This is a genomic window from Proteiniphilum propionicum (assembly GCF_022267555.1).
GTDB lineage: Bacteria > Bacteroidota > Bacteroidia > Bacteroidales > Dysgonomonadaceae > Proteiniphilum > Proteiniphilum propionicum.
In genome coordinates this window covers 2,890,583-2,915,803 of record NZ_CP073586.1, presented here as the reverse complement: position 1 = coordinate 2,915,803, position 25,221 = coordinate 2,890,583, and the positions used below count along the sequence as shown (strand labels likewise).

22 protein-coding genes are annotated in these 25,221 nt (G+C 39.1%); 11 read left to right on the top strand and 11 right to left on the bottom strand.

Annotation, left to right across the window (positions count from 1 at the left end):
• Nucleotides 1-441: 441 nt before the first annotated feature.
• From KDN43_RS12035 to KDN43_RS12020, 4 genes are all read left to right on the top strand, one after another.
• Nucleotides 442-3,582, top strand: coding sequence for a SusC/RagA family TonB-linked outer membrane protein (locus KDN43_RS12035; RefSeq protein ID WP_238866441.1), 3,141 nt, complete (start codon nucleotides 442-444; stop codon nucleotides 3,580-3,582).
• An 11-nt stretch (nucleotides 3,583-3,593) separates the two neighbouring features.
• Entirely contained in the window at nucleotides 3,594-5,564 is a 1,971-nt protein-coding gene (locus KDN43_RS12030; RefSeq protein ID WP_238866438.1) for a RagB/SusD family nutrient uptake outer membrane protein, read from the top strand.
• A 20-nt stretch (nucleotides 5,565-5,584) separates the two neighbouring features.
• A complete protein-coding gene (locus KDN43_RS12025) occupies nucleotides 5,585-6,955 on the top strand; it encodes a DUF5018 domain-containing protein (RefSeq protein WP_238866436.1) in 1,371 nt (456 codons plus the stop codon).
• 321 nt (nucleotides 6,956-7,276) lie between these two features.
• Nucleotides 7,277-7,537, top strand: coding sequence for a hypothetical protein (locus KDN43_RS12020; RefSeq protein WP_238866434.1), 261 nt, complete (start codon nucleotides 7,277-7,279; stop codon nucleotides 7,535-7,537).
• Here KDN43_RS12020 and KDN43_RS12015 read toward each other — a convergent pair.
• Nucleotides 7,525-8,199 carry a Crp/Fnr family transcriptional regulator gene (locus tag KDN43_RS12015; RefSeq protein ID WP_238866432.1) on the bottom strand — a complete coding sequence of 225 codons (675 nt, stop codon included), beginning with the start codon at nucleotides 8,197-8,199 and terminating at the stop codon, nucleotides 7,525-7,527. The genes KDN43_RS12020 and KDN43_RS12015 overlap by 13 nt on opposite strands.
• Before the next feature lie 176 nt (nucleotides 8,200-8,375).
• Between KDN43_RS12015 and KDN43_RS12010 the strand changes: the two genes are divergently transcribed.
• The 7 genes from KDN43_RS12010 (at nucleotide 8,376) to KDN43_RS11980 (ending at nucleotide 14,565) form a co-directional block, all read left to right on the top strand.
• A complete protein-coding gene (locus KDN43_RS12010; RefSeq protein ID WP_238866431.1) occupies nucleotides 8,376-8,942 on the top strand; it encodes a DsrE/DsrF/DrsH-like family protein in 567 nt (188 codons plus the stop codon).
• A 114-nt stretch (nucleotides 8,943-9,056) separates the two neighbouring features.
• Entirely contained in the window at nucleotides 9,057-9,380 is a 324-nt protein-coding gene (locus KDN43_RS12005; RefSeq protein ID WP_238866429.1) for a sulfurtransferase TusA family protein, read from the top strand.
• An 85-nt stretch (nucleotides 9,381-9,465) separates the two neighbouring features.
• Nucleotides 9,466-9,873, top strand: coding sequence for a hydrogenase iron-sulfur subunit (locus tag KDN43_RS12000; RefSeq protein ID WP_238866428.1), 408 nt, complete (start codon nucleotides 9,466-9,468; stop codon nucleotides 9,871-9,873).
• Between the two features lie 41 nt (nucleotides 9,874-9,914).
• Entirely contained in the window at nucleotides 9,915-11,219 is a 1,305-nt protein-coding gene (locus KDN43_RS11995) for a CoB--CoM heterodisulfide reductase iron-sulfur subunit A family protein (RefSeq protein ID WP_238866426.1), read from the top strand.
• On the top strand, nucleotides 11,216-12,940 hold the full coding sequence (locus KDN43_RS11990) for a CoB--CoM heterodisulfide reductase iron-sulfur subunit A family protein (protein ID WP_238866424.1): 1,725 nt from the start codon (nucleotides 11,216-11,218) through the stop codon (nucleotides 12,938-12,940). The genes KDN43_RS11995 and KDN43_RS11990 overlap by 4 nt, the downstream gene beginning before the upstream one ends.
• A 260-nt stretch (nucleotides 12,941-13,200) precedes the next feature.
• Nucleotides 13,201-13,482 carry an ArsR family transcriptional regulator gene (locus KDN43_RS11985; RefSeq protein WP_238866423.1) on the top strand — a complete coding sequence of 94 codons (282 nt, stop codon included), beginning with the start codon at nucleotides 13,201-13,203 and terminating at the stop codon, nucleotides 13,480-13,482.
• Complete coding sequence (locus KDN43_RS11980; RefSeq protein WP_238866421.1) at nucleotides 13,483-14,565, top strand: 4Fe-4S dicluster domain-containing protein; 1,083 nt, start codon at nucleotides 13,483-13,485, stop codon at nucleotides 14,563-14,565. It abuts the gene before it with no gap.
• Between the two features lie 13 nt (nucleotides 14,566-14,578).
• On the opposite strand, the gene KDN43_RS11975 is transcribed toward KDN43_RS11980, so the two are convergent.
• The 10 genes from KDN43_RS11975 to KDN43_RS11930 form a co-directional block, all read right to left on the bottom strand.
• The gene (locus KDN43_RS11975) at nucleotides 14,579-15,049 is read right to left on the bottom strand and encodes a GNAT family N-acetyltransferase (RefSeq protein ID WP_238866420.1); all 471 of its coding nucleotides are present in this window, start codon (nucleotides 15,047-15,049) and stop codon (nucleotides 14,579-14,581) included.
• A gap of 136 nt (nucleotides 15,050-15,185) precedes the next feature.
• The gene (locus tag KDN43_RS11970) at nucleotides 15,186-16,274 is read right to left on the bottom strand and encodes a GDP-L-fucose synthase family protein (RefSeq protein ID WP_238866419.1); all 1,089 of its coding nucleotides are present in this window, start codon (nucleotides 16,272-16,274) and stop codon (nucleotides 15,186-15,188) included.
• Nucleotides 16,275-16,339: 65 nt separating this feature from the next.
• Nucleotides 16,340-17,707 (bottom strand): exopolysaccharide biosynthesis polyprenyl glycosylphosphotransferase, encoded by a 1,368-nt coding sequence (locus tag KDN43_RS11965; protein ID WP_256448737.1) that lies wholly within the window; start codon nucleotides 17,705-17,707, stop codon nucleotides 16,340-16,342.
• Nucleotides 17,708-17,785: 78 nt separating this feature from the next.
• Nucleotides 17,786-18,550: a WecB/TagA/CpsF family glycosyltransferase gene (locus KDN43_RS11960; protein WP_238866417.1), complete on the bottom strand. Its 765-nt coding sequence runs from the start codon at nucleotides 18,548-18,550 to the stop codon at nucleotides 17,786-17,788.
• A gap of 148 nt (nucleotides 18,551-18,698) precedes the next feature.
• Entirely contained in the window at nucleotides 18,699-19,622 is a 924-nt protein-coding gene (locus KDN43_RS11955; RefSeq protein WP_238866416.1) for a hypothetical protein, read from the bottom strand.
• Between the two features lie 23 nt (nucleotides 19,623-19,645).
• Nucleotides 19,646-20,755, bottom strand: a complete 1,110-nt coding sequence (locus tag KDN43_RS11950) for a glycosyltransferase family 4 protein (protein WP_238866415.1) — start codon at nucleotides 20,753-20,755, stop codon at nucleotides 19,646-19,648.
• The gene (locus KDN43_RS11945; RefSeq protein ID WP_238866414.1) at nucleotides 20,752-21,876 is read right to left on the bottom strand and encodes a glycosyltransferase family 4 protein; all 1,125 of its coding nucleotides are present in this window, start codon (nucleotides 21,874-21,876) and stop codon (nucleotides 20,752-20,754) included. The genes KDN43_RS11950 and KDN43_RS11945 overlap by 4 nt, the downstream gene beginning before the upstream one ends.
• A complete protein-coding gene (locus KDN43_RS11940) occupies nucleotides 21,873-23,018 on the bottom strand; it encodes a glycosyltransferase (protein WP_238866412.1) in 1,146 nt (381 codons plus the stop codon). Before KDN43_RS11940 ends, KDN43_RS11945 begins: the two co-directional genes overlap by 4 nt.
• Before the next feature lie 12 nt (nucleotides 23,019-23,030).
• Nucleotides 23,031-23,897, bottom strand: coding sequence for a glycosyltransferase family 2 protein (locus tag KDN43_RS11935; RefSeq protein ID WP_238866410.1), 867 nt, complete (start codon nucleotides 23,895-23,897; stop codon nucleotides 23,031-23,033).
• A complete protein-coding gene (locus KDN43_RS11930) occupies nucleotides 23,845-25,203 on the bottom strand; it encodes a hypothetical protein (RefSeq protein ID WP_238866408.1) in 1,359 nt (452 codons plus the stop codon). Before KDN43_RS11930 ends, KDN43_RS11935 begins: the two co-directional genes overlap by 53 nt.
• Nucleotides 25,204-25,221: the final 18 nt, after the last annotated feature.

Here is a 25,221-nt window from a genome sequence, read left to right as displayed (position 1 = left end):
AATATTTACAAAATATTTAGCCGCTATCGAACCATATGCGAAATTTCAGCAACAAAGTAATCTGTATACGTTTGAAAAATATAAAAACAGATCGATACCTGTAAATATTTAATCATTTCCTTGTTCATTAATTATATTTATATTTTATTTGTATAATATAATTAAATATTATATTGGAATCCATGATTTATTAGTATTTCGCTTATTCATAAAACCAAAATTATGAATAAATTTAAATTAATAAAACATTTTAAAAATCAACTTCTGGAGAATATTATTTCTTTCCGGCTGAATATATCACAGGTAAAATATTTAATGACAGACTATAATGTAAAATAGAATTATTTATCTCATTACTGAATTAATTAGATATTCATATTAAAATATTCAAATTTAATTTAAATGCATTTAGACATGTTTATTTATTAAAAAATCTTATGTATGAGAAATATTAACTTCAAATTAACAAAAGCTGCATTTATGGTAATGCTGAAGTTGTTATTTGTGTTTTTATGTTATCCTGTTATGGAAGCATATGCAAATACAACAATAGATGAAACTGTTCAAAGCAGAATGCTTATCAGAGGCAAAGTAATTGACATAAGTGGAAATTCTTTACCCGGAGCCAATGTTACGGTTGAAGGAACTACTCGTGGCGTTGTAACTGATACTGAAGGTTATTATGTAATAGAAGCTGAAAAAGGAGAGGTGCTTATCTTTTCTTTTATTGGTTTTCATGAACAGAAAGTAACAATTGGAAACAGATTGGCAATAGATGTCACTTTGACAGAAGAAACAACACTCCTGGATGAAGCTGTTGTTGTTGGTATGGGTAAACAAAGGAAAGTAAGTGTGATAGGTTCTATTTCATCTGTGTCAACCCAAGATTTAATGATTCCACAGCGCTCCTTAGTGTCCTCATTGTCTGGACGCATAGCCGGTGCGACTATTGTACAGCGTTCAGGAGAGCCGGGATATGACAATGCATCATTTTGGGTGAGAGGATTATCATCATTTACTTCGAGTGCACCACTTATTCTGGTGGATGGTGTTGAAAGAGATATGAATAATGTCTCAATAGAGGAGGTAGAATCAATTTCAATATTAAAAGATGCATCTGCTACTGCTGTGTATGGAGTCAGAGCTGCTAATGGAGTTGTGGTCATTACAACTAAAAGAGGTATTGCTCAAAAACCGGTAATTGATGTAAAAATGGAAACAGGTATTTCCGATCTGCCAAATTTGCCTAAGTTTTTGGATGGAGCTAATTATGCCATGCTATATAATGAAGCATTGGGACATGAGAATTATTCAAAAGATTACATTGAGAATTTGAGAGACAACTCAAATAGATTTATTTATCCCAATGTAAACTGGTTTGATGAAATCTTTAAAAAATGGTCTACAAACAGCAATGCAACAATCAATATTAATGGAGGAGCAGAAAGAGCCCGTTACTTTGTTAGTGCAGGTTTTTTTCAAGAAAAAGGGAATCTGAGGAATTATCCTCTTAATAATTATGATTCTAATATCACTGTAAAACGATATAACTTCCGCTCTAATATTGATATGAACCTGACAAAGTCAACGATTGTCAATTTAGAACTTGGAGCGAATCTTATGGATCAGCATGAACCCGGAGTTGGGAACAGGACTCTCTATTCAACATGGTTTAACAGCCCGGTGGAAGAGCTTTACTATTGGGCATATCTATCCAATCCTCTTGCAGCTCCAGTACGTTTGCCTATAGGGAAGAATGTAGATGGAAATACTTTATGGGGCTGGGGTGCTCCAAGTCAGATCGGGGAATTGAATCCGGCAGAAAGGTTGTTGGGATCAGGATACCATACAAGATATACCTTTCAAATAATGAGTCAGCTGATTCTAAATCAGGATCTTTCATTTTTGTTAAAAGGCTTGAATTTAAAGGGTTTTTTTTCATATGACGGATATAATAATTCCTCTCAGGCACGTTTAAAACAAATGTCAACATACGCCGTTGACAAAATTGATGACGATACAGGTGAATTTACCGTAAAAGAGATTACCAAAGGTTCCGATGTAATGGGGTATTCGTTTAACTCAGGCTCATCAAGGGCTATTGAAGCTAAAGCACAATTAAACTACGAACAAATTTTCATGAATTCACACCGTGTAGGGGGAATGCTTATGTATTATCAGCGTGACTTCAACAATAATACTGCCTCAACATCAATAACCTCATTCCCATATAGAAAGCAAGGTATAGCGTTTCGTTCCACATATTCATTCAGAGATACTTATTTCACTGAATTTAATATTGGATACAATGGTTCAGAAAATTTCCCCAAACAAGATCGTTTCGGTATATTTCCTGCCATTGCATTAGGGTATGTAATATCAAATGAAACATTCTGGAAATTTAAACCTGTCAATTTTTTAAAGCTTAGAGGCTCTTATGGCTTAGTCGGTTCCGAGGCGTTACCAAACAATTTGCGCTACGCTTACCTATCAACCTGGGGTAGCGGATTGGGTGGATATGCGTGGGGATACAATCCTACTGCTGTAGGGGGATTGGGTGAACAGCAAGTTGGCTTAACAACACTGACCTGGGAAAAAGGACTTAAAAAAAATCTGGGGATTGAATTTAAATTGTTCAACGATCTGTTTTCATTCGATTTTGATCTGTTCCATGAAAAAAGATATGATATACTTATTACAAGATCTTCTATTCCCGCTATATCAGGATTTAATCAATCACCATTTGCAAATATGGGTAAAATGGTAAACCGTGGATTTGAAACAACCATCGAGGTAAATGAACATATAGATAAACTCAATTATCGCATTTATGGAAATTTCGCCTTCAACAGAAATAAGATATTATTTAATGATGAACCACAAGGTGTTTCTCCGCAACGGATGTTAACAGGAAGAAGATATGGGCAGCAATTCGGACTTACTGCTATCGGGCTTTTTAAGGATCAGGAAGAGATAGATAATAGTCCGGAGCAAACTTTTGGAGCGGTGCGCCCTGGTGATGTTAAATATGCCGATTTAAACGGCGATGAAGTTATAGATATTGATGATATATCGCCTATTGGTTACTCCAGTATTCCTGAAATAAATTATGGCTTCGGAGCTCAGTTTCTGTGGAAAGGATTTGATCTTGGAATCTTTTTCCGGGGCCAGGCTAATGTGACATATTCATTGGGCGGGTCTACATTTATTCCATTCAGTGAAGGAGTTGGCAAAGGAAATGTATTTGCAAAAGCATTAGATAGATGGACTCCGGAGAATCCTAACCCGAACGCTTTTTATCCGCGTATGTCAAACGGAAGGTCAACCAACAATTGGCAGATATCAACACGAACAATTTACAGCGGGGATTTTTTGCGACTGGGTGATTTGGAATTTGGGTATAATATAAATAAAAAATACATTTCAACCTATGGTATGCAGGGACTAAGGCTTTATCTACTGGCTACAAATGTAGCGCTCTGGTCTAAATGGGATATGTGGGATCCTGAAACAGGTACACAAAACGGAAATAGGTATCCTTTACCCAGGAAATTAAACTTTGGTTTAAGAGCAACTTTCTAAAACAGATCATTATGAAAAATTTTATATTTTTAATTCTAATAGCGTTTATAGTTATTACAACTAATTGTTCTGATTTCCTGGATAAAATACCCGAAGATATCAGGACAGATGAAAAAGTCTGGGCTAACAGAAACGATGTACTATCTTATCTTGCAAATATTTACGCAGCTATTCCAAGACACAACCTTCATCAAGATGATCCATGGCTGGGCTGTTCTGACGAGATTGACAACTCATGGACTGTTTATAATACATATCCAATCAATTTAGGAAACTGGACAACAACATCTTGGTTTTATAGAAAATATGAACCTTATTACAGAGCTATACGTGCTTCACATGTATTTGAAGCCAATGTTGACAAGTGTCTGGAACTTGGTCCTGAATTAATAACACAATATAAAGCTGAATCGAAATTTTTACGTGGTTATTATTATTGGTTGTTGATACGCCAGTATGGCCCTATGGTCCTGATTAAAGAACTACAGCCCCTGAACGCCGATTATGCATCATTTAGCCGGAATACATTTGATGAATGTGTTGATTATATTGTGGAAATGATGGATGAAGCTGAAAAGGATTTACCACTTCACTGGTGGGATAACCAAATCAATATTGGCCGGCCTAATAAAATAGTGTGCAAGGCTGTTAAATCTGTGGTGTTGACCTTCGCTGCAAGCCCTCAATGGAATGGAAACAAAGAATATGCCGATTTCAAAAACCCGGATGGAACGCCACTTGCTAATACAACATATGATGAGAATAAATGGAGAAAGGCGGCTGCCGCTTGCAAGGATGTAATAAATATTTCAGAAACACAACCCGAAGCAAGACTGAAATTATATAAAAACAACGAAAATGGCGGTACAGTGTTTAATCCATACAAATCGGTAGTGGATGTACAATTAATAAAGTGGAACTGTGAAATTATATGGGGAGCATATGGAACAGGACAAACACAAGCCTGGATGATACATACCTCTCCGGGTCCCAACAATCTTGGGGGAGTTGGGCCAACACAAAGAGTAGTTGATGCTTTCCTTATGGAAAACGGAAGAACTATAGATGATCCGATGTCGGGATATATACAGGATGGGTTCACCACTGTAGGTGGGCCGCACTGGAATCCGAACAATAGAAATATTAATTCAGATACAGGAAGAAAACAAATAATTGCAGATATTCGTACTTCTGAAGCATGGGGACATTGGACAGGAGAATGGAATATGTACGCCAACCGGGAACCACGATTTTATGCTGCTATTTTGTATAACAAAAGAGTAATACCTCAAATACCTGATGATGTTGCAAAAAGAGACTACTACAGTTCAGTAGGCCAAAAAAACGGATATGGTCGTGCAGAGTTATACTATGGAGGGGTATCCCGCCAATCAGGCTCTTATACATTCTTTTCAAGAACAGGATATTTGGCATTCAAGAATGTTGACCCAATGGCCAATATGCGTGACCGGACTTATCCACAAGATTATATAAATGTATACATCCGTTATGCTCAAGTATTGTTGGACTATATTGAGTCATTAAACGAATATGATCCCAATAATGCAGATATACGAAAATACTGGGATATGATTCGTGAAAGAGCCGGGGTTCCAAGCGTATTCCAGGTTTATCCTGAGATATCAGGCAATAAAGAAAAGCAACGAGAATTTATTTTAAGAGAACGGCAGATAGAACTTTGTTTTGAGGGAGATCGCTATTTTACTTCCAGAAGGCGGTGGCTGGCTCATACACCCGATGAGGATGGAGTAACTGATAACCGTAAGTGGGGAGATGGCGGACGTATGTGGGGTATGGATATCAATGCAGGAAGCCCATCGACGAATAATTTCTCATTTACTGGTTTTTACAACATAGTTCCTTTTGAAACTCGTATATTTAAAAAAGAGTACTATTTGTTTCCTATTCCACAGACAGAAATAGATAAAACAAAGAGTCTTGTTCAAAATCCTTGGTGGTAATCATTTTAAGTTAATTTGTCATGAAAAAAATATTGATTTATTTAAACATATTGATTTATTTTTGTCTGCTTTTTACTTCATGCAAGGAAGAAAGCATAGATGAATCCATTCCCGTGGTACCTGTAATAAATCCTATAAAGGCTGTTACAGCTCAAGATGGTGAGGATGTGGCTAACGCTTTAATATCAAAAGACGACAAGACAATTGTACTGATATTTTTTAATGAAAATGATTTATCTGATGTTGAATTGCATTTTAAATTCAATCCCAGAACAAAGTTGGTTTCCATATCAGATACTATTGTGAAATTTGATTTAAGAACACCTCAAAAATTAGTCATCAATAATCTTTTCAAAGATGTAACATATACAATTTATGGAGTATCTCCTGTTAAATTAGCTTCGGGAATAAGGTCAGGAAGCGGTACTTTATTATGGAGTAAAAAATTGCAGGATGACCTTAAAATCAATGTTCTACAGGTAACAGGAGGTATAGCTGCATTGGATGATTATTTAGCAATAAACACCAGAGACAAAGGAAGTATATATGTAAACAGTAAAACAGGCGCATTATCCCCGGATACTATTAATATGAACGGAATAAAGGGAAATCTTATAAATTTCTATCATACAGGTGATGATAACAATAATATATTGCTATGTAATCTGGCTCCCAATGATGCATCTAATAATGGCGCATTCAAGGTCTGGAAAATACAAGGGGTCACTGGAACTCCCGAGCCATATATTACATGGGCGGGAGGAGTTGCTATTGGAAGGAAGTTGTCGATAATTGGGAGTGTGGATGGTGATGCAATTATTACTGCTCCAATAATGGGTGCCGGAAACAGGTTTGCCAGGTGGCAGGTTAAAGCAGGTGTTCTCCAATCTCAGGATCCCCAACTCGTCACAATAACCGGTACAAATATCAATTGGGCTAATAATGTTGATGTTGTATCGACCAGCTCTACTGACCTTACTGCAGATTATTTTATTGCATACGGCAACAATCCCTCTTTTATTTCGTGGGTTGACGGTGAAACCAATGCTATAAATTCATCCGGCCCGTCATCTGTATTAGTATCAAATGCTGCAGATTATGTTGTCTTTAATAAAGTGCCTTATGTAATACATAACAATCTCAATAGCGGCGGCACTGATGATACAGCATATATATATGATGTCAGCACCGATACCGGACTCAATTCTTCAATATGGAATCTCACAAAAGGCACCTACGGTGGTACCAACAATGGAAACGGTACCGGCGATGTCGCATTTAAGGTTTCTGAAAATGGTTTTTTCCTGTACACTTATATTATGTTTACAAATGGAAGTGTAGTGTGTATAAGGTTCGATTGCGTTGACATGGAAAAAAGTCTGCCAAAATAACAAGATTTTAGCAAGGATAATTGACAAATTATGCGAATCAGTATTTAAAATCAGAATATATCTTGTCTCCAAAGATCCTTGTGTTACAGATATGATCACCCAAGAGCTGTTTAAAGGAGGTCAGATCGTTATCTTCGGGGCTACTTTTCCTTGCCTGTTTCTTCCTGGAAATCATTATTTAGAGAATTTGTGGCAATTTTCTTCTAAGCTAATGATTTCCAGTGGATTGAGCAAATACTTGGCATGCTTATTTCATTAATTTTAAGCACTTTAACTAAATAAACTAGCGGACAGTTTCAACTACTGATTCGCATTAATAACATGTATGTGGAGGCTGATGTGATCATTTCTGAACGCATAGGGAAAGGGGTTCCGGAAAGCGCGCTGGATATAGCAGGTGAAACCGGGTATATCTATCTGCTTGCTAAAAAATATGGCATGGACTACTATTTTGAACCCTTTCAGGTTACTACCGGCATGCATTCTGGAAATTTTGTAGAGATAACTAACAATCTCCCCCACCGTGAAATACTAGAGGAGGGTGTTTACAGCTTGCCGGAAAGAGAAAATTATCCGTACTGACTGATAAGCTGCAGTGAAGCTTTATTCAGGATGTGTATTCTTTTCCCTTTCATGTCAATAATTTTATCCGACACAAACTCCGAAAGAAGCCGGTTGATGCTTTCGCGGCTGGCATCAACCCAGTTGCCAATCTCCGACTGTGAAAGAGGGAGCGTATATTCGTCGCTTCCGAATATATTGTCGGCAAAATCGAGCAATACATCTGCCAGATTCCCCCTCACCTGCTTCTGCGTACGGTTCGCACACCGCCGGTAGGTCTCCAGTTCGCTTTTGCTTAGCTCCTGAATGATATGGGTAGAAAAGTCACTGTTCTCACGAAGAACCATCGAAAAAACATTCATATCGATAAAACACACTTCACTATCAATTACAGCGGTAATGGAGTATTGATTAATCTTATCGCCAAAGGTGGTAGGCAGCCCCAGGTAAGTGGGCGCTTTTATCACCCTCACAATCTGCTCGTGATAAGGTCCGTTCAAATGCATCTTAGCCAGCCCATTACGAAGGAATACCACGTTAGTTGAGAACATTCCCTGCCTGATAATAGAGGCGCCTTTCTTGAATTTAACCACTGCATGGTTCTTTTCCAGCTGTTCCACCTGGCAATTATTCAACCTGTTCATCGATCTCATCACACAAGCACAATTCAGACACTCACTCATAATCATATTTTAAAGTTAATGAGGTGAAAATAATCTCTGCATATCACTGCGAAGATAGTAAAATGATGTGATTAATATCACAAAAAATTGTATTATACAACACCTTGGTTTCTGTTATTTTTTCAGAAATATTTCCGTAATTTGTCATAGTTTAAATCACTAAATTTTAAAATGTTATGGATAACTCAACAGAGATCACCATGAATAAGTTTTTGGCGGAACTGGAAACCCTGAAATCAAGAACCGGCCGGCTGGAGGATTCACGCAAAGATCAGCTATCCATCGCTATCGTTTCTGGAGATATGGACAAGATATTAGCGGCGATGATCATATCGCTTGCAGCGGCAGCAATGGACAGTCATGTGAAACTATTCTTCTCTTTCTGGGCGCTTTCAGCGCTGCGAGATCCGAAAAAGAAGGCAAAAGGGAAGGATATTGTTTCGAAAATGTTCGGAATGATGTTGCCAAAGGGACGCAACAAGCTGAAACTTTCACAAATGAACATGTGTGGCATAGGGCCTAAAATGATTAAAATTCTAATGAAAAAGCAAAATGTGATGTCGCTCGATGTAATGTTTCAGGAGGCAGCTGCCCTGGGAGTAGAGATCACAGTTTGCGAGATGTCGATGAACCTTATGGGATTTAAAAAGGAGGAGATGATAGACTATCCCGATCTTCGGTATGCTGGGGCCACAACCTTTGTTGCCGATGCAGGAGAGAGCAGCATGCAATGGTTCATCTAATTATAAACAAACAATGGTTTAATCTGGTGGGTATTCCACAAAACATATATACAGCTTATAGTCAGCTGTATATATCAGTAAATTATTCATGCGAAAGTTAAATTACTAATTATCATGCTCCTTCCCGAAATTAAACAGGGAGGAACAAACATTACAAACAATACAAACAATACAAACAATACAACTATGACAACAGATGAATTGAGAACATTAACAGTGGCAAAATCGGTAGATGCACGCGGTACAGCTTGTCCCGGGCCACTTCTTGAAGCAAAGAAAGCAATAGGCACCATCAGCAGTGGTGATGTGATGGAGATTCTTTCTGCCGACGAAGGCACAAAATCTGATATTCCCAAATGGTGCAACAAACAGGGACATGAGTACCTTGGATGTGTAGAAGAGAACGGGTATTTCAAGGTTTACATGAGAAAAAAATAATTCTAACGTTACCTGAATACCACACTATATTGTAGCTGAACCATAATCGTTTCCGGAGTGTAAAATATATTAATCCGTTTCTGTTATGAATGGAGCATTGAAAAAAAGTGCAAAAATACTTGTCTTCTCAACCGAGAAAATTTCCGATCCTGCAATTGATATGGCGGGACTGTTGAAATTACACTACCCGCCTACTGTCTATACCCTCACAGTACCATGTTCCGGCGGTATCAAGCCGGCATGGATCATGTATGCATATGAAAAAGGGTTCGACGGCGTTTTCATTGCTGCCGACGGGAGCGACTGTATCTTTGGTGAAAGTTGCACTGAAAAAACGGGTAATATTGTGAGTATGACACACGAGCAGATGAAAGAGAAAGAGTTGGATCCGGCACGCCTGCGTATGGCAGCTATCTGCTCGGTCTGCAGTGAAGCTTTTGTGAAGCAGATACGCAGCTTCAACGACTACCTGCTGAAAACCAGGAATGCATAAGAAACAATGCTCATTATTATGAGTGAAATTTGATTTTTCTGATGGAAGAGAGAATAAAAATTGAATACGATGCGCTGGTAATAGGTGCCGGTATCGCGGGTGGTGAGGCTGCGCTTAACCTCGCCAATACTGGCTATAAGGTACTATTGGTAGAAAAGGACCATTCGCTGGGAGGAAAGATGATATTGCTGAGTAAGGTGTTCCCGACGCTCGACTGTGCAGCATGCATTACCACACCAAAGGTATCCGAGATTGCGCGCCACAAAAACATTACCATATTCACCGAGAGTGAGGTTACACATGTAAGTAAGAGGGGCCAGAACAATTTTACCGCTGAAATCACAAAAAAACCGCGTTATGTCCATGTGGCGGACTGCACCGCTTGCCAGCTATGCGAAAAGGCCTGTCCCGTAAACGTGACTGATGAGTACCAGTACGGCCTGATAGGACGAAAGGCAGCTTTTATACCTTTCAGCATAGCAAACCCCAAAGCGGCAGTAATTGATATTGAGAACTGTACACTTTGTGGTGCCTGCGAAAGAGTGTGCCCCACACACTGCATCGACTTCACAATGGAGACTGAGTTGTATGAACTTAAAATGAAGACAGTGATACTGGCAACCGGATTCAGATTGTTCGACCCGCTAGAGATACCCCGTTACGGATACGGACAATACAAGAATGTGATCACTTCCATGCAGATGGAGCGAGAGATAGCTCCTACCCGCCCCTACAACACCATACTGCGCCCTGGAGATGGCAAGGTGCCCGACAAGATTGCCTACGTGCTATGCACAGGCTCACGCGACAACACTGTGGGCAATCCCATCTGTTCACAGATATGCTGCATGTACTCCATTAAGCAGGCACAACTGCTCATGGGGGCATTACCAATGGCTGATGTAACTATATACTACATCAATATCCGGTCATTCGGCAAAGGGTTCGAAGAGTTTTACCAGCAAGCCAAAGGGATGGGAGTCAATTTCATAAAGGGAAAAATAGGAAAGATTACCGAGAAAGAGAACGGAAACCTTATCCTTCGCTACGAAGATATAAGCAGTGGTGTGGTTTCCGAGGCCGAGCACGATATGGTGGTTCTATCTGTAGGGGTTCAATCTAACCCGGCTGTTTCAAATATCTTTGATGCCGGATCGCTGAAACTCGATTTCCACCGGTTTGTGGCTCAGAAAGATTTAATGGGTAGTCCTTCAAAAACAAGTATCGACGGAGTGTTCGTTGCCGGAACAGCCTCAGGGCCGATGGATATCCCCGACTCCATCCTTTCGGCCGGATCGGCATCCTCAGAAGCAATCAGTTATTTATCGCAACCTCAACAACAATGAAAGAGAGAATAGGAGTTTACGTATGCCACTGCGGCGGCAACATATCTGATTATGTGGATGTGGAAAAGGTGTGCCGGGCAGTAGAAAATGAAGATGGCGTGGTACTGGCCAGGACAACCTTGTTTGCCTGCTCTGACAGTAATCAGAATGAAATGATCAACGACATTAAAGAGCATAACCTCGATGGTGTGATCGTTGCTTCCTGTTCGCCCAAGCTTCATCTGGCCACCTTTCGTAATGTTACCGAGCGGGGCGAACTGAACAAGTACACCTATGTGCATACCAACATCCGTGAGCAGGCATCGTGGGCTCACTCCGATGATAAAACAGGAGCTACTGAAAAAGCCATTCACCTGGTAAAAGCAGCCATCGCTAAATCGAGATATGCCGAACCGTTGTATCCCTACTGGTTTGAAGCTGAAAAAACCATAGCAGTCATTGGGGGAGGTATTGCAGGCATGAAGGCGACGGCATCTCTTGCTGACAAAAACAGCAATGTGGTGCTTATCGAAAAAGAGAGCCAGCTGGGAGGCCACACGGCAGAATGGGGCAGCCTCGCGATGACAGACGAAAAAGGGTACGAACTGACTGAAAGGATTGCCGGAGATATTCGGAACCGTGAGAATATATTTATCCTTACCGGAGCAGAGGTGATCTCTACAAAAGGGAGTATAGGAAATTTCGAGATCAGAATTCGAAAAAAGCCTCAGAAAGAGGGCGATCCGTCAGAGATAATGGTTATGAAGATTGGATCTATAGTGGTGGCAACAGGGTATGATCACTATTCACCTAAAGATGGCGAATATGGTTTCGGGAATAGTGACTGGGTTATCACACTGCCTGAATTCAAAAAGCTGGTGGATAGCTCAACCGGTAAGATATTGGAGTACAAAGGAATGAGAATCAGTAATGTGGTCTATATTTACTGTGTGGGAAGCCGCCAGGCCAATGGCGGAAACAGTTATTGTTCGCGCTACTGCTGCACCTCGGCAATCCATACTGCTATAGAAGCCAAAAAAAAATTTAATGGAATCGTTAATATTCATCTTAACCGGGGTATAAGAACCTACGGGAAACAGGAGTTGCTTTATGCTGAATCGCTGCAGATGGGCGATCTCTACCTGCAGTTCAACGAAGAGTCTCTTCCCAAAATCTTCGTCAAAAAGCAAAAGATGGTTATTGCGGTAAAGGATATTCTTTCAGCAGGGAAAGAGCTTGAGGTGGAAGCTGATCTGGTGGTACTGGTCACTGGAATGGTGCCCCGTTCCGATCGGTCAGTAGGCTCCATGCTGAAGCTGCCAAAAGGCAGGGATGGATTTTATAACGAGGTGCATATGAAATTGCGCCCGGTGGAGACGGTGATTGATGGAGTTACCATCGCCGGCACCTGTCAGGGTCCAAAAAATATCAGCGAGTCTGTCAACTCAGCCCTGTCGGCTGCAACCAAGTCGTACTCTCTAATCAGCAAAGGAACGCTGGAGACTGAGCCGATTATCGCCAAAATCGACCAAGAAAACTGTTCCTGGTGTAGTAAATGCCTTAATGCCTGTCCGTTCGACGCAATTAGTAAAGAGGCGGTTCACAATAGAGAGGTTGCTATTGTAAATGCTTCGGTTTGCAAAGGATGCGGAATGTGTACCCCTGTCTGCCCGGTTGATGCCATAGACCTTACAGGTTACAGCAGCAAGGAGATGATGAGTATGATCGACGTTCTGGTATAACCCAACACTAGCATTTTTAGGATAAACCAGATAATTATTTGTCAATATAGATGTTAAAAGAATATTTGCCAAACTTTTAAATAAAAGAACAAGTTTACTTTCTCAATACTTCGGTAATTTTTTTAAAACAGTTCTTATAGTTCACTGAATATCAATAGAGTATGGCACTTTTTGGGGATCTGGCATAAATTATTGACTGTCAGTATTATAAATGAAGTTTTAACGAAGCATTACTTTCTTATACAGGGTAAAAATACGAAATGATGGAAACCGAAATTGGAAAAACAGCTAAATACCTAAGGGACAAACAAGGTATACCAGAAAAGGCAAAGGAGCAACTTAAGGAATATAACCGCATTAAAAAGGTGATTACTGATGCCCTGAAAGAGGAAGATCTCACTATCACCCAGCTGTCGGAGAAGCTTCGGATCCCTAAGTCGGAGATCACGTTCTATCTGATGACACTGGTTAAATACGGAATTATTGCAACTGGAGAGATAGATTATATGGATGAATATTATACCTATAAACTTGTGAAATAAATGGCGACAAAAATTAATCCGAAGTTTAAAGATGAGCTGAAGAAATATGGTGCGGTGAATATGAGTGCTTGTTACAACTGTGGCACCTGCACGGCAGTTTGCTCTCTTTCCTCCACGGAAGAATCGTTTCCCCGTGAGATGATACGCCTCAGCGCCCTGGGAATTGAGGATGAGATAAAATCATCACTAAAACCATGGGAGTGCTACTATTGTGGCGAGTGTACCAATAGCTGCCCGCAAACAGCAAATCCTGGTGAACTGATGATGTCGCTACGAAGGTGGTTAACGTCGAAATACGACTGGACAGGGCTCTCCAGCCTTCTCTATCGATCCTTCCCTGCTACCATTGCCGCTCTGATTCTTGTTCTTGCAGGTACTCTTTTCTTTGCCTGTTCAAGGGACTTTAACCTTGAGGAAATGCTTCATTACGGACATCGTTTCGAAATTATTGCCATCAGCACTGTCTTTCTGGTTATATTTGTCCCCAACCTGCTGCGTATGTGGTACTTCACTATTGTAAAACCAAAAGTAAGAACACCTCTGAAACGGTACTTTTCAACATCAGGTGAGTTGTTTGTCCATATGTTCACCCAGAAACGATACAAGGATTGTGAGGAAAATACACACTTCAGGTGGTTTGAACATATGATCCTGGTGTTTGCATATCTGTCACTGCTTTTCACAACTGTTTTTCTTAACTGGTTTGCCACATACAATCTGTTTTTCATTATTCTGGGATATGTTGAGAGCTTACTGATCTTTGCAATCACCTTCGATTTTGTGGGTAGTCGTATCAAAAAAAGCCGGACACTCAACAAATTCTCGCAACCATCAGACTGGCTCTTTGTCACCTGGCTGCTACTGATGGGTATCACCGCTTTTTTAGTTCGTCTTTTCATCGATCTTAACCTCACAGAGTCAGTCAGGTGGGTTTATCTTATCCATCTCATAGTGCTTGCACAATGGGCGCTTATAATTGTCCCGTTCGGCAAATGGACTCACTTCCTTTATCGCTCATTCGCAATGTACTTTTCACAATTGAAAACCCAGTCAAAAGAGCCTGTTTCTGAAAGCGCTCAATAACAAAAGGGTAAGCTTATAGGAACAACCGCATTAATATCATATTCTCACCAATATCTTTTTCGAATACAAAACCTATCTTCAGAAATAAATTATATGAACGGATATTATCTTTAAGTAATCTGGCATAAAGAGACGTCATTTTGTTTGATCTGGCATAATCAACCAAATACTGAAACATCTGTTTTCCTAGGGTCTTACCCCAATGTTTCTTTTCTCCAATATATCCCCAAACTTCACCATCCACAGGAGTAATATGTTTAATACCAAATGCGCCAATTGGTTCTTCTTTACACCAGATCGACTTGATGTATTGAGATTTATTTGTTTTTAGGCTGTTAAACCATCGTTCTCGTGACTCCCGGTCTGAATCCGGTGCTACGATTAAATACTTTATTTCAGGATCGTTCAGCCATTCCAACGACTTTTCAAATACCCTACGATCAAACTCCCTGAATCGAGGACATGAATTTTTACTTTGCCCCATATATTTTATGTTTATTGCTAAAGTTTGCAGCAAGTTGTTTTATAAAATAACTCTTTTATTTGTAATTGCTCCCTATCCTCTTCCGGTTTATAAAATTAATTCAAATTGTTATTTATTACAACCGGTACTATTAACACTATTCAAATTCAAGATCTTCCAAATACCATTTATACATCTTCCTGATACCCTCATCAAGATCAACTTTATACTGCCATCCCAATGACCTTAATTTGGAGACATCTGTCAGTTTCCTCATAGAGCCATCAGGCACAGTAGTATCGAATTTTATTCTGCCGGAATAACCCAATATATCAGCCATAAGAAAAGCCAGACTCTTTATGCTTGTCTCCTTGCCTGTTCCTATGTTTATATGGCAGTTACGGACCTCCGTTTTACCCTTCTTCAGTTCGTTGAAATTGATATTCTCCATAATGAAAACACATGCATCTGCCATATCTTCGCTCCATAAAAACTCTCTCATGGGCCTTCCCGTACCCCATAACTCCAAATGGTTGGAGTAAATTCCCAGCTTACTCAAAGTAAAAACAAAATCATCCATGGTGCTGTCGCCGCCAATATCGTCCAATGCCCTGCGCCTAATGTCTTTTTGAATACCACTCCAGTTATTTTCTTGCAAACATTTGGCAAGATGCATTTTACGCATCAAACCAGGGAGGACATGACATTTTCCCAGATTAAAGTTGTCGTTTGGCCCATAGAAGTCGGCCGGCACCACTGAAATATAATTTGTCCTGTACTGAATATTGAAACTCTCGCACATTCTTATACCGGCAATTTTAGCTATAGCGAAAGGTTCATCAACATATTCTGGTAATGAAGTCAACAAATCTTCTTCCCTCAATGGTTGTGGCGAGACTTTAGGATATATGCAACTACTGCCAAGAAATAACAGTTTCTTTACTTTGTGGAGAAAACTCTCGCCAATAACATTGTTCTGTATTTGCAGATTACGATATATGAAATCTGCGCGGCAGCAGTTATTGTTATTCTCAACAGTTCTCCCCGTAAAAGCTGCTGCCAGAATCACATATTCAGGTTTCTCCTTATCAAAAAAATATTTCACGGAGTGTCTCTCCATAAGATCCAGTTCACTATGAGAACGGCCTACAATATTAGTATAACCCCGTGAATGAAGATTTCCCCAAATAGCAGAACCGGCAAAGCCTTTATGTCCGGCAATATATATTTTGCTACTCTCATTCATTCTCAATCGCATCTTTTATGCTTTTACAAGTTTCAAATCACGCCTTAACAATAACATCACTATTCCTACATAGCGTTTTTATATGCACTATTGCCAAAAACCGTCATAATAATTATTTTAATGTCCCAAAAGAAATTCCATTTTTCCAGATACTCCATATCATATTCAACTCGTTTTTCCATTTTCCAAAGTTCATCAGTAAGGCCCCTGTAGCCATTGACTTGTGCCCATCCTGTAATACCAGGCTTTACAAAATGCCGCACCTTGTAATATTTTATCAATGCAGAATATTGTTCAGTATGCTTCAACATATGCGGGCGTGGCCCAACTACCGACATATTCCCTAAAAACACGTTAAAAAACTGAGGTAGCTCGTCAATGTTGCTTCGTCTTAAGATGTTCCCTATTGCTGTTATTCGTGAATCGTTAACCTCTGCCTGTTTGCTGTCTGCCTCGTTATTCACTGTCATTGTCCTGAATTTAAAACACTTGAATGTTTTATTGTTTATCCCTGTTCTATTTTGCAAAAAAAACACGGGACCTTTAGAATCTATCTTTATAAAAATGCCTATAATTAGAAACAACCAACTGAAAACTAACAGGATAATTGCAGTTGAGAAAAAAACATCAAAAATCCGCTTTTCAATTCTCATATTCAAATTATCCAATGGAATCTCCTGAGGATTAAACATTTCAAAAAAGCCCGAGGACTCTATCCTTTTATTCACATAACTGTTCCAATATCCGTTAGTAAGAATGTAGCGTACCCTTACTCCTGTCTCATTACACAGGGTAAGCAGCTCATTGGTCCTTTTTTTTGTAAAGTATTTAGGGTTGGTCACAAAAAGCATATTTAATTTGAACTTTTCCGACAACAACGAAAGGTCATCCAATTCTCCCAAAACCGGACAGTCAGAACAATCTTCATTATTTGAAATATATCCTACAAACCTGAATCCCAGGGCAGGATTATTATTCAGCAATTTCCCCAATATCCTGCTCGAATTCTCTATGCCCAATATAGCTACCCTGTAATAGGTGTAACCCTTTTTGTATCTGAATTGATGATATTTATAGATGAAATAAAAAACAACAACTTTCAAAATATAAAAGAATGCTACATATTCCAGTAAAAAGCCTCTGTAATAATCCTTTGGAAGAAATATTTCCGCAAGTAAAAATATGGTAATTAAAAGAATAATAAAACGTATACTGAACGCTTTAACCCTGTACAAGTACTTATCCGTAAAAAAATAGTTTCTTTTCGAATACAAAACATAAGCGAATAATTCGCAAATGTTGGCATGAAGAAAATAGAGATCCCTCCCCGGCAGATCTATATATTCATAAATCGGGCTGAAATGATAAACCATGAAAACGGATAAGTTTAAGAGTAATAAATCGAATAGAAGAAAAAATAATTTTACTCCCATATTATCTGTGTGCATAATTTTAAAAAATATAATGTTGTGTGACTTTTAAAAAGTTTTCTAAAGGAGAGCTTTCTTTATTCAAGCCTGCTCTCCTTTAATCGCATCCGGCCGTACAGAAACAGTTTTAGACACTTTATAATTTTGTAAAAACTTCTCTTTCAGAATAGCAAGCACAAACAAGATATTACCTATCAAATACCTCCTCCACATACGTCTCGGTTCTCGTATTAACCGGTAAAACCATTCCAGTCCCACCGATATCATCCATCCTGGTGCTCTTCTGACTGTACCTGCATAAAAATCAAATACCGCCCCAATGCAGCATATATGTCCGGCTTTGAGACGATGGAAGTGCTCAAACGACCATTTTTCCTGTTTTGGAGCAGTCATACCAACAAAAAGCACATCCGGCTCAACCTCATTCACGGCGCTAATCATAGCAAGAGTGTCTTCTTCATCAAAAAAAGGTTTGAAAGGCGGTGAGTAACCATAAACATGCAGTCCCGGGAATTCTCTTTTAGCCCTCTCTTTAATAAGGTTCAAGGTCTCATCTGAGCTCCCAAGAAAAAAGCACTTGCCTCTCTGCTGATATACACGCTGCATTTCATATTTGAAAAGATCGGCACCTGCAATTTTCTTTATTCTTACTCCTTTCAATAAACGCATAGCCCATACCATGCTTATACCGTCGGGTAACAGCTTGTCACTGGCCTGCAACGCTTTCAAAAACTCAGGGTCACTTTTAAGTGTATTGAATGAGTGTGCATTCAATGTAGTGATCAACTGTTTTGAAGAATTTATCTCATGCAGTGCCCCATTGTATAATTCAAAAGTCTGTAACATAATTTTATTTGCTTGACTTTCGCATGTATTGCGATTACAGTTGAATCATCCGGCAGTTGTATTACCATAGGCTCATTGAATTTATACATGTGAAAGTTGAATTATTTAATTTAGCCAATCTTAATTCCTAATCATAATCCCCTATATTTCAAGGGCTCCAGGAAAAAGTGTACCTGAGCGATGTAGCGCAGTTATGAAGCTCTTTAAACCTTATTAATCCAGTGTTGGGCTCTCCTTCAAGGCATGAGATGCCCAGATCGATATAATCGAAGTCCATATTTTTGTAGTACTCAAAGCAATTCTTGTACATAAGATTCATGATGCCCATATTTCTCTTCTCCGTATCGTCGCCCATGAAAACACACTGAACAATCTTTTTATGGCCACGATAAAAAACACTTGACCCAACACAATTTCCGTTAAGATCCTTTACCGCGAAGAAATCTACCGGTATTATGGTATTCACTTCGAGAATATCATCTAATGTCATGTAAATTTTGCGGCATTGTACTTTACGGTTTCTTAAAATCACAGAGTAAGCATCTTCAATAGATTTCTTATCGGTTATTATAGACCAGGCAAGCCCATTTTTTATAGCTTTCCGGCAATTCTGCTCCACCACATTCTTGCACCAGGTACCGTCAATTTTTTTCAGGTCCACCCAATTGTTCAGATCAGGTGTTGCCATATTAAATCCAAGCCTTATAAACGCGTTAACGAATTTCGCATTCATATTTACCTGGTATGGGTCAGGCGGAAGTGTTATCAATACCTTTTTAAAATCCTCACCGGCTACATAGTCCCTAAGATTTGAAAGAAAACCAAAAACAACATCGTAAAACATATGTTCATGCGAATAATGAAACCCACCGAACGGGGCAGAGAAAGGAGAAGTGATAATGCCATCTTTCATGCCGAGTATGAGCCCGATTGAGACATCATCATCTTTCATGAGCCTTATAACCCTCTCACATTTTTTTTCTACCAGACTAATGAAAGCCTCTGTTATGAATGGATTTGAATCGGTGAGAAAGTACCTTCGATATACTTCTTTTGAAACTTCGACAAGCATTTTGGTGATTTAAAAAAATTAATTTATTTTACAGCCTCCTGCAATATTGAAAGAAATCTTTTCTCAAAAATGGGAAGGGTGAAATTATTTTCATATTTAATCCTTCCGTTAACTCCCATCTTTTTACGCTCAAAAGGATTGGAAAGCAAATATTCAATCCTTTTGGCCAGTTCTTCCGCATCATCATACACAGGGATAAGGAAGCCGGTGCTTCCATCATCAACCATATCTGGCATGCCTCCCTCATAGGCGGAAATTACGGGTAGGCTATGCTGCATTGCTTCTAGTATTACTAATGGGAAACAATCGTAGCGAGAAGGAAGCACAAACACATCAGCTTGCTCAAAAGCCAGTTCTTTAAGTTTACCGTACCGCTTACCAAGGTATTTTACATGTTCTGTTAGTTCTTTCTGTTTAATAAATGAATTCAACTGTTTTTCAGTTACATCCCCCTCACCCCCAATAAAATCGCACTGAAAAGAGTATCCTTTATCCCTCAATATTGAGCAAGCCTCAATCAATACAAACACCCCTTTTTCCCTGATAAGATTAGACAGAAAAAGGATCTTGAAAATTCTCTTTTCAGGCAATGAGAGAAAAGCAGTTTTTGGCTGATAATCCTTTATGCCATTAGGGCAATAAAAAACATGCTCTTCTGCAACACACGTCTCTATGTCGTAATAAAGGTGCCTGGAAAGAAGTATCACACGCGAATTTTTAAAGACAAATCGATAAAGAATATGATTGAGCTTTTTCTTTTGAAATTGTTTAATGCCTTTGTTATGGATATGATAAATAATCTTCACATGAAATAAGCGTAACAAAGAGATCAGTATTACATCCTTGAAGAAACCGGCCCCGGTAGTTGTCAGTGAATAATAACAGAGCCGCGGCCTTCGATGGATAAGCTTAACCAACAATAAGAGCCATATCTCTACAAGGCGCACAATCTTCCTCAGGCTGGTTTTTCCAGTCTCTTCCACCTTGCGCGACATAATAATGTTTAAATATCTCGCGTGAAACGATTCGTTAATAATTTTGCTCTCTTTTACCAATTCTCCAACAATGGATGAACCATGCACCGGTGGTGGCAGATGAAGCATAAAAAGAATATTTACCTGAATCTGGCTCATAACATTTTGTTATATAGTGCATTATATGATTGAACCATTTTGTTGAGGGAAAATCTTTCACTTATAAAATTGTATGCCAGCTGCTGAAGCTCTTTCTTGTTGTACCTTTTTTCTTTAATATTCTCAAAAATGGAATACAATTCATCATTATTTTCGAGATGGAACTTCAGTGGCCAATTTTCCGGCAAAGTCTCATCTAGTCCGGGTGCATGTGCTGCAATCACAGGAACACCTGAAAATGAAGCTTCTATTGAAGTAAGTGGCAGACCCTCAAAATGTGATGGCATAAAAAGATAGTCGAACGCATAGATCATTGACGAGACATTAGGTATAGGATCATACATATAAACATTGTCAAGCAATTGCGAAAGTTGAAGCAGACGGCACTTATATGAACCGTCGCCTATTATATGAAACACAAAATGATTGGGAAACATTCTCCCTACCTCCGAGATTGCAGGAATAAGTGTTTCCATACCTTTGTAATCTTCAAAACGTCCGCAAAAAGCAATATTTATCTTATTTTTATCAATCCTGAAAAAGTGTGGATGCCGTCCAGGTACAACAGAACCGTTATAAATTATTCGCCTGTTGGCAGAGACCGGCAAATTGTATTTTTTTCTCAGTTGTTCGTAGGCATGCATTGCAAATGAGGATACGGCTACAATTGATTCGTTGTTAAAAGCCGACTCGGAAATTTTACCAAGCTTGTTATGTGTATGCCACAATTGGGTGCTATGAATGGTCCGGACAACATCAGGGAACGCTAGCCTAAAAAAACTAAAAAATCTCTTAGCAATAGATAAAACAAAATCAGGCAAATCGGTATGAGAATGAACTATAGATGGCTTATCTTTCCATATACAATAAATCAATTTAATAGTAGCAAATATAGGGAACATTCGTTTTCCACCCCTGTGTAACGTAATTAGGCGAATATTTTTTGAGGTAAGCTCTCTCTTTTTTACTTTGGCATAATTATTTTTAGTGCGATACAGTTCAACAATCGTTATCTCGGTGTTGTTACCAGGCTCTCCGGCGCAATGTTCAGCCAGGTTAAAAGCAATAATCTCGGCACCACCTAACTGAATTGAAGTTATAAGTTGATAAATTTTGTTCATACAGTTAATTTCCTCCATTCATAAATAAACTGTTGTGTGTGGTCATCAATCAAAGGCAGCCTTTTGGTCAAATTAACTTCTCCAACAGGTTGCAAACTATATGAAAAACGAGAGAATTTCTCCAATGTATCCGCACTGTCTAACGGATTAAAAATTTCTCCATTCCCGGGATTTATAAGGCACGATGCACCGGCAAACTTTGAACACAACACCTTAAGACCAAAAATCAAAGCTTCATTAACAACTGCACCGAAGGTCTCTGACAGGCTGGGCAAAACAAATCCCGATACACAAGCATACCATCCAAAAAGCTCTTTTCCTTGGTATTTTCCGGGAAAAATAACCTTCCCTTCCAACTTTTTTTCATTAACAATGGTTTTTAACTGGTCCATGTCGCTGCCTTCTCCTACCAGTACCAGCAAGAAATTTTCTCTTTCGGCAAGAAAATTAGAAATTGTACTTATAAAAAGAGGCAATGCTTTTTCGGGAATAAAACGTCCCACGAATAAAATTGTTGTTTTCCCTTTCAACTGGAAATTCCGGATATGGTTAAGTGCAATTGACTCTATCTTCTCCTGATCTCTCCTTAGCCTCTCCGGTAATTGAAGTATGGGCGAAACGATCACCTGTTTTTTCTGAATCGAAAAACTCTCCTGATAAAAACGTGACACTTCTTCAGACATTACAACCAAAAAATCGAGATGTCTAACCGATCTATTCCTTATAAAAGCACGCAGAGCAGACTGTACATTTATACATATATCAGGGCTGTCATCAATAAATGATCCCACTTTTTGTCTGATAAAGCCTACAGTTTTCAATAAAATAAGATATTGGGTAGTGAAAGAATACTCATATCCAAAAATAATATCAGGTTTCACCTCTCTTATTATTCGATACATTCCGAAGCGGAACAATCGCCCCTTGTGCCGAAACCCTTTTAACAGGAATGAATTTTTGAAACGGCACTCTTCCTGCAACTTTCTATTATCGATATTAAAATTCCACAGTTTATCTAAAAGAAAAACCACTTCCAAATCAAACAGCTCACCCAGAGCATTTAGCTGATCTATTCTGTACGGTGCAAGAGCAGGGTGAAAAATTAATATTTTCTTCTTGTTAATCTGTTCTTTACCTGTCATAACAGTGAAGAATTATTTTTTAAAATAATCCCATAAAAATGGGAATAACGTTTTCATCCACAGCATAATGAATGAGTATGGCAAAAACATCGGAAAATGTTTTCTGATATAATAGATATACTCGTCATAGGCAAGTCCCTTTGGACTTTTCATATAAGCTATTCTCTCTTTTAGTGGTATTGTACAGCTCAACCAGTTTTTTCCATGGTCATCGTTACAAACGCCACATACATTAGGTGCCAGAAATATTGGGATACTTCTTTTAAGCGCCTGCAAAGAATAGTCAAAGTCGGCAATACCATGAGTGAAATGGTAGTCAAAAATTCCAATTCTATCCACCACCTCTTTACTTACCCACAATACGTTGGCGTTGACTACATCGCACTTTTGAGGTTGTTCAACAGGTGTAACTATTTGCATCCTTACAACTATCTTTTTGTCCTTTACTCGGTAGCCGCCGTAAGATACCATTCCGGTCTTTTCATCCACGGTAGCTCCGGAATATATACCGGCTTTACCTGTTACTGAAATCGAATAGGCTTCAGCCTTTAGCAGATTGTTGAAAAAACCGGAATAGAGTTTCACATCATCATTTATAAGAAGATAGGCATCGTAGGACTTCTCTTCCATGGCTGATTCCCATGCCAGGCGCATGCCACCAGCCCAGAACAGTTTTCCGTCACCTCTTGCCATGTGTACACCCGGGAACAGCAACATTACAGCCTCTGCCGTGCCGTCAGTAGAACCATCATCGATAAGAAAGATATCCAGCACATATCCGGTTGGTATATTTGCATTATACAGCGAAGAGAGGCAGGTAAGCGTCTTAACTTTTCTGTTGTGGCATGTCAGCAATACTGCTATATTCCGGTGTTTCATATTTTCTTTTTTTTAACAGATATTGTTGAAGCCTGATATAACGGGCATCAAACATACCACGAGCCCAAATTAAAATATCTTTATCTGACATCTTCCTGAACGATTCGGAAAAGCACAATCCAATTATGATCATCAAAATAAAATAGTTTATATTGAATTGATTTACATCTTCTATCCATGAATAGAGCCATCGAAAAGCCACGTAAATACCCAACATACTCGCGAATATATTCTCCGATTTGTTTACAGCAAGATATGAAGCTCTGTAGAAAATAAGCAGATAAAGTATCACGCCCACCACGCCTGTCCATGTAAACACGTTTGCTAAACCTATTTCGTTAGCCAAACGCTCATCTCTGCCGGTCAATTCGGCTTCAATTACTCCAAAAGTGTCTGAATCATTTCCACGTGCCGGTGTGCGTCCCAACAACCAATAGTTGTTGTTTACAGCTGAATTCAGCACCTCAATATAAATAAATGTCCTGGTATCTGCCATTACATTAACTTCTACTCTGTTACCCTCTTCGTCGGTACCCATTGCAGAGTAAGTACCCCGTACATACTCATCGGTATTAAACACATTGAAAATACCTGCAACACCCATGATGAAAAGAAACAGCGGAGCTGTGAATAATGCAACGCGGGTTATTTCTAAGACTTTACGGGAAAGCTGTTTCCTGAAATAATATAATAGCAGTATTAACAGTGGAGATCCAAACTTTATTACATTGCTCCGCGCCCCCATATCGGCTAAAAAAACCACTGCCGTAACAATCAACAGGATTATTTTCTGGCGCCTTGTAAACACGGGCAAGAATAACAACAAAAAGCTGACCGGAATCAGATAGAATCCAAAGGCATCGGTTCTTATTATCATTGCAAAAATCAGGAACAGGGGCAAGGCATACTTCATATAAAAAGAGAGCAGCGACTGTACCACCATCTTGTTAGTAGCTGAAAAAATAACGACAGGCAACATTAGTGCCATAGCATTGCTAATCAAAGCTTTCCAATCCCAGTAAATTTCGGCTACAAATATTCCTCTTACTATACACACTGCATTCCAAAAAAGATAAATCCATACAATAAGTGTATTATCCTCGTTTTTTTTATCGAAAAAATAGAACCTCGAAAGGAAGAAAACAATCAGTATGAATATTGAAACTGCCCACCACAGAGCAGTATTGTTCAAAGAGGAGGCCATGGGAACACCTGGCTTCAAAAAGGGCAATACCGTATAAACCGTCATCAGAAATATGGTAACGGGAATAACATGGCTGACAATCTGTTTATTCACTGTACTCATTTAGTTTTATTTGAAAAT